Source organism: Bacillus cereus group sp. BfR-BA-01349, from assembly GCF_022663795.1.
GTDB lineage: Bacteria > Bacillota > Bacilli > Bacillales > Bacillaceae_G > Bacillus_A > Bacillus_A cereus.
Genome location: NZ_JAKUGE010000008.1, coordinates 103905 through 110176, shown reverse-complemented (window position 1 = coordinate 110176; position 6272 = coordinate 103905). Strand labels below are relative to the sequence as shown.

Below are 6272 nucleotides of genomic sequence, written 5' to 3'. Positions count from 1 at the left end.
CATAAAAAAATCCCCTCCAGATAAAACAGTATTGAGTCCATCATATCAGATGGACTCTTTTTTTACTGTCTACCTATAGGGGATAATACCATTGTCCAAAAGGACAACCTCTCTTTTCTTATATCAATTAAAATTTGAACTCTTGTCCAACTTCAAAGCTATTTTCTAATACAAGAATACCTTTTTCTTGTGGAGCGTCTGGAAGCTCTAATTCACGTGCAGAGCAGATCATTCCAGAAGAAGGAACACCGCGAAGTTCTGCTGGTTTAATTAACATACCGCTTGGCATTACAGCACCAATTTTTGCAACGACAACTTTTTGTCCTGCATCAACGTTTGGTACACCACATACGATTTGTAGTGTTTCTGTACCGATTTCTACTTTACAGATGTTTAGCTTATCAGCATTTGGATGCTTTTCTTTTTCAGCTACATAGCCTACAACAAATTTTGGAGAAAGATCTGCTTCTACTGTTTCTTCAAAGCCATTCTTCGCTAAAATTTCGTTGATTTTCTCTACAAGCTCTTTCGTTAATGTAAGGTTGCCTGTTTCTTTTACTTCTAAGTAAGAAGATGCATTAAAGATGTTGAATCCTGCTGTCTCGTTGCTTTCACGATCGTATACGCGTGCAACATCTCCTTTGCGATCAAAAGTACGGTTCTCTAAAGTAATATCTTGTAAGGCAACAATTAAAGTGTCACCAATTCCTTCAAGGTTGTAAAAAACGTTCACTTCGTTCATCCTTTCTCTTTTCCATCTGTCTTCTTCCGATTTTTCGCTAAAATAAAGATTGGTTCAAATTCTCCATCTTCATATACGAATGAAAGTGATGTAATCGGAACATGCCCTTCGGCAAAAAATTTCATTGTCATTTGTGCAATAATATCATAACCGATTTCGTTGACGATATCAGCAATAATTAATACATCTTGGTGAGGAACAGCAACAACCATGTCACCAGAAATCTTTTCACGCATCGATTGTAGTAACGATTCGTTTAAAATACGAGTCGCGTCATACCCATCATTTGTGTTTAAAAAGTAGAATGTATTACCCGCTACTGTGTCTTGTTTAAATTCATAACCTAATGAGCGTGCGTTGAATAATGCCATTTCACGCACTTGCTGTTCTGTAAGTTCTAATTTTTTTAATAGACGCTCGTCAATTAGTCGATACGTTTTATTCGAATCTAACGCATAGTAAATACGTGTTTCCGCCGTATGATCCGTCATAATAAACGGATTTCCTTCTTCTGCTTGTTTCGGGAAAGAAGTAGAGCGAATAACAGGTAAAATTTTCGCTCCGCTATTTTCTTCTTTATGCATCGCAATTAGCGCTTCTTGTACGTAATAAGCAACTTCTTCAATTGCCTTTTCTTTGTTCACTTCCCATTTTGCCACAACTCCTGGAAGCGATACGTTAATACCTTTTTTGGAGTCTTTTTGTTCAATACGTAAAACTTCTTTCTCACTATCATACTGAAAGTCCCATTCTGGGCGAGATAATTTCTTTATTAACTCATCTTTCATCTTTTTACTTGTCATCTTCATCTCTTTTTCCTCCCTTCCAAAAAAATAACCTCCCCCGCGAAGGTAGAGGTTGTTTTACAATTCAATTGGCAAATTGCCTTATTTTAAACCTTCAATGAACTCTTCGATTTGTTCTTGTGTTTTACGATCTTTGTTTACATAGCGACCAGTTTCTTCACCTTTATTGTACGCTACAAAGCTCGGAATGCCAAATACGTCTAATTTTACACATAAATCAATAAACTCATCGCGATCTACATAGTAAAATGAGAAATCACTATATTTCTCTTCTACTTCTGGCATAAATGGGTCTACAAAGCGGCAGTCTGGGCACCATTCTGCTGAGAACATAAAGACTACATTCTCTTCATTTTTTAACTGTTGGAATTGCTCCATGCTTTCTAATGACTTCATCTATATTTCCTCCTCTAACGGGTGCATTTTTCATGTTATAATCTTTCTTTTATACTACCATACATCGCGCACGGTGCAAGGTTTATGCTTGCTTTTTGTCATACTTATATTGCCCAACTAACAACTTAACAACGTGTACAAATAATTCCGTACGATCGACATAATCCTCTGTAAAAATACCGATCGCACCTTCGTGACTACGAATATCTTTTCGCTGCACAAACTCTTCCATCACTTCGCTTAATTCCTTACCATCTTCAAGAGGTGCTAAAAAATCGTCTGGTAACGTAATACGCGCTCCTCCGGCCACAAATACTTTCCCATCACTTGTTGCTAGCGCGCCCCAGTTACACATAAATAAACCGTGCTCCGTTTTCATTACGCCACCTTCTAGCCCAATACCAATTGGAGCTTCTCCGTCCTCTAGCGCTCGCTTCGCTCTATTAATCGCTCCTTGCATCGTCTCTTCATCTGAGAAAGGCTGAGCTGATACTCCTGACGGAACAGAAAGAGATGTAATTTCAGCATCTTTCCAAACCTTCTCCACAGCCCCAACCTTCGTTTTATTCTTTGATCCAACTACTACTTTCATTTCGTTCACCTCTATAAAAATTCTTCATTCTATTCTAATATCCGCTTCGGCACGAATTAAGTACCAACCACTATCACATACCACCAGGGAATCCCTTCTACCTATAAAAGAAGGTGGCTTTCCACAATATTACTGGTCCTAGACACAAAAACAGGCTTCCTCTTTCTTCCTACGCGCGGTCTTCACACATCATTCGAGCACCCATTAGGCACTAACCGCCACCACTCATCGCTGGGTCATCTATTCAACCTAAAAAAAGAAGGGTTTTTCGCCCTTCTTCTCTACGCGTTATTCTTAATTGTCTCTAACGTCGTTTTATCTGTTGTTCTTACAAGCTTCGTAATTAATTCTTTCGCCGCTGCATAATCATCAACATGTAAAATTGAAGCATGTGTATGAACGTAGCGTGCACAAACACCAATTACTGCTGATGGGATACCAGAGTTACTTGTATGTACACGGCCCGCATCTGTACCACCTTTTGAAATAAAGTATTGGTACGGAATATTGTTTGTTTCTGCTGTATCTAAAATGAATTCGCGCATTCCTCTATGTGTTACCATCGTGCGATCATAAATACGAAGAAGAGCACCTTTTCCTAATTGACCGAACTGCGTTTTGTCACCAGATGCATCGTTTGCTGGACTTGCATCAAGCGCATAAAAAATGTCTGGTTGAATCATATTTGCAGCTGTTTGCGCTCCGCGGAGACCTACTTCTTCTTGTACAGTAGCACCAGAATATAATGTATTTGGTAATGTTTCATCTTTTAATTCTTTTAACAATTCGATTGCAAGACCACATCCGTAACGGTTGTCCCAAGCTTTCGCCATAATTTTCTTCTCATTTGCCATCGGTGTGAATGGGCAAATCGGCACGATTTGTTGTCCTGGTTTTACACCAATTTCAATCGCATCTTCATAACTATCTGCACCTATATCAATTAACATATTTTTTATATCCATCGGTTTTGCACGTTGCGCGTCACTTAATAAATGAGGAGGAATAGAACCAACAACCCCAATAACAGGACCATTCTTCGTCATAACTTGTACACGCTGTGCTAATAAAACTTGACTCCACCATCCGCCTAACGTTTGAAAACGAAGCATTCCGTTTTTCGTAATTTGCGTAATCATGAAACCTACTTCATCCATATGACCTGCTACAAGAACACGCGGGCCAGTTTCGTCCCCTTTTTTCAGACCAAATACGCTACCTAAACCGTCTTGTACAATTTCATCCGCATATTTGCTTAATTCTTGTTTCATAAAACGGCGTACATCATGTTCAAAACCTGATGCACCTTGTAATTCTGTTAACGTACGAAATAATTGTAATGTCTCTTTATTCACGAAGTCCCCTTCTTTCAAACCTTAGTAGAATACCTCTTTTATTGTAACGAAATTTTCGAAATGTTTCTAGTTTCTTCTTTTTTGGCTGTATTTGCTTTATAATTATTATCGGTACACTATTTTTATTTTATAGAATTGAGGTGAATATATGAGCTGGAAAGGTTTAGTAGCAGGTCTTGGCGTTGGGTTCGCAGCTGGTTATCTCGTTGCAAACAAAGTACAAGAACAATCCCATATTTCTTCAGAAAAAGCATTGAAAATGGTGAAACAAGCATTAAGTCATAAAGGTGAAATTACTGGCTCTTGGGTACATATGGTTCCAGAGACATTTGAAAAATATGATGTCGCATATGAAGTTTATCGCGGCGGTCTTACAACAATGTTAAATGATATACAAGAACGATTTGAATTTTTAGTTGATGCTAAAACAGGTACTGTTTTAGAGGTTATAGCAGCATAAAAAGGAGGGTTCCCATTAGGTGAACCTCTTATTTTTTTTGAAATTGCGGGTATTGATTAAAATTATATCAGCGCAACTCAATTTATATCAGCGTTTGTTTAAATATATCGACTTACCGACAAAACCCGACAATAAAAAAGAGGCTGCTCCAATAAATATGATGGAACAACCTCCTATTTTTATGCTTCTATACTCGTTTTCCGTTCTACTTTTTCTACGATATGCCCTTCCTCATTCCACTTCACAGCGCGATAATATGCGTCATGGTAAAACGTAAACCATGCCTCTTTTTCAGCACCATACTTCATCCACTTTTGTTTATTTTCAATCGAGGTCATCGGATAATCGTCGTATGCCATTACCCATAATACATTTTGATGTGCGTGCGTCGGTAATAGGTCTGCTAAATGAAGCATCGTTTCCCCATGGCTTTCTAAAGCAATAACTGCATGTCCATCACTATGACCACCTGTATGCACCATTTTTATTTCATCTGTAATTTCTATTTCTTGCTGGAACGTAACAACTTGATCTACAATCGGCTCCCAATTTTCCTTCCAATATGTATTACGGGATCTAATATTTGGGTTCCTCATTTCATTCCATTCTGTTTCACTTACGTAAACTTTCGCATTTGGAAACGCAGGTACAAGGTGATCACCTTCCCATTTTGTTAAACCAGATGCATGATCAAAATGAAGGTGCGTCATTAAAACATAGTGAATATCTTCTGGCTTTAATCCTAGTTTTTCTAATGATTCATAAACCGATGATTCTTCTGTTACACCTTGATTCCGCTTCATCTTCTCATTCAATTTACCGTTTCCTATTCCGGAATCAATGAGCATATTTCCGTCTTTCGTTTGCAAAAGTAACGGATCTGTTCGTAAATAAATATGATTTGTATCATTATGTTTATACTTACGTGACCAAAGTACTTTCGGCACAACACCAAACATCGCTCCCCCGTCTAAATGTGTATTCCCGCCTTTTAACCACGTTACTTTTATATCTCCAATTTGTAACTGTTCCATTACACATCCCCCTTTCAATTAATCTTAACATAAAATTCTGATTATTTTAGATGTAAAAAAAACTATGCATTACTGCATAGGCTCTGTACGATATTTTGCTTCAACTCGGTAAATACGATGACCTTTACTAGAGAATTTCTCTTCGTATTCAGTCATGATGTTACCTTCAAAGTCGCTGTTATGAAGATCTAAGCTTAAGTACGTTAGTAACATACCATACTCAGCCATACTCATAAGAGAATATTCAAATAGACCTTGGTTATCTGTTTTGAAATGAATTTCTCCGCCTTCTACTAACACTTCTTCGTAATTACGTAAAAATGTTTTATACGTTAAACGACGCTTCGTATGACGTTTCTTTGGCCATGGATCTGAGAAGTTTAAATAAACGCGATCAATTTCACCTTTTGCAAAGAAAACTGTTAAATCTTCAGCATCTTTATTAATTAACTTTAAGTTTGGTAATTCTTCTTCAATTAATTTATCAAGTGCATCTACAACAACACTTGTGAATTTTTCAATTCCAATATAATTAATATGTGGATTCGCTTTTGCCATATCATACATGAAGCGGCCACGACCTGTACCTACTTCAATATGAATTGGTTGTTCGTTTCCAAATACTTCTTTCCAGCTACCAGCGCGCTCCTCTGGGTTTCCGATTACGATATGTGAATATTCATTAATTCGATCCATTGCATACGGTTTATGTCTTAAACGCATAGATGTTTCCCTCTCTTTACATAGCTATTTTAAAGGAATAATTCCTTCTCTCTGTTTTTAATCAATCTACCAAACAAAAAACCAAGTACGTACGAGCACTCGGTCCGTTTCTTTCAAGTATAAGATGTACCATTTTGATAAAAACTACATACAGCATTAAACAT

Annotated in this window: 8 protein-coding genes; 1 reads left to right on the top strand and 7 read right to left on the bottom strand. The window is 37.4% G+C overall.

Features of this window, described 5'->3' with window-relative positions; translation table 11 throughout:
- Positions 1 to 127: 127 nt before the first annotated feature.
- The 5 genes from ytpR to MR169_RS07085 all read right to left on the bottom strand — a co-directional run bounded on the left by ytpR (position 128) and on the right by MR169_RS07085 (position 3891).
- The gene (gene ytpR, locus MR169_RS07105; RefSeq protein WP_242319164.1) at positions 128 to 742 is read right to left on the bottom strand and encodes a YtpR family tRNA-binding protein; all 615 of its coding nucleotides are present in this window, start codon (positions 740 to 742) and stop codon (positions 128 to 130) included.
- On the bottom strand, positions 739 to 1551 hold the full coding sequence (locus MR169_RS07100) for a DUF1444 domain-containing protein (RefSeq protein WP_242319163.1): 813 nt from the start codon (positions 1549 to 1551) through the stop codon (positions 739 to 741). The genes ytpR and MR169_RS07100 overlap by 4 nt, the downstream gene beginning before the upstream one ends.
- Positions 1552 to 1629: 78 nt before the next feature.
- Complete coding sequence (locus tag MR169_RS07095; protein WP_000838193.1) at positions 1630 to 1944, bottom strand: thioredoxin family protein; 315 nt, start codon at positions 1942 to 1944, stop codon at positions 1630 to 1632.
- 82 nt (positions 1945 to 2026) lie between these two features.
- Positions 2027 to 2536: a DUF84 family protein gene (locus tag MR169_RS07090; protein ID WP_000869938.1), complete on the bottom strand. Its 510-nt coding sequence runs from the start codon at positions 2534 to 2536 to the stop codon at positions 2027 to 2029.
- A gap of 281 nt (positions 2537 to 2817) precedes the next feature.
- Positions 2818 to 3891: a M42 family metallopeptidase gene (locus tag MR169_RS07085; RefSeq protein WP_242319162.1), complete on the bottom strand. Its 1074-nt coding sequence runs from the start codon at positions 3889 to 3891 to the stop codon at positions 2818 to 2820.
- Between the two features lie 148 nt (positions 3892 to 4039).
- Here MR169_RS07085 and MR169_RS07080 point away from each other — a divergent pair, with 148 nt between their 5' ends.
- Positions 4040 to 4351, top strand: a complete 312-nt coding sequence (locus tag MR169_RS07080) for a PepSY domain-containing protein (protein ID WP_000118543.1) — start codon at positions 4040 to 4042, stop codon at positions 4349 to 4351.
- A gap of 179 nt (positions 4352 to 4530) precedes the next feature.
- On the opposite strand, the gene MR169_RS07075 is transcribed toward MR169_RS07080, so the two are convergent.
- The gene (locus MR169_RS07075; protein ID WP_000436862.1) at positions 4531 to 5385 is read right to left on the bottom strand and encodes a YtnP family quorum-quenching lactonase; all 855 of its coding nucleotides are present in this window, start codon (positions 5383 to 5385) and stop codon (positions 4531 to 4533) included.
- A 69-nt stretch (positions 5386 to 5454) separates the two neighbouring features.
- Entirely contained in the window at positions 5455 to 6108 is a 654-nt protein-coding gene (gene trmB / locus MR169_RS07070; protein WP_001239385.1) for a tRNA (guanosine(46)-N7)-methyltransferase TrmB, read from the bottom strand.
- Positions 6109 to 6272 lie beyond the last annotated feature (164 nt).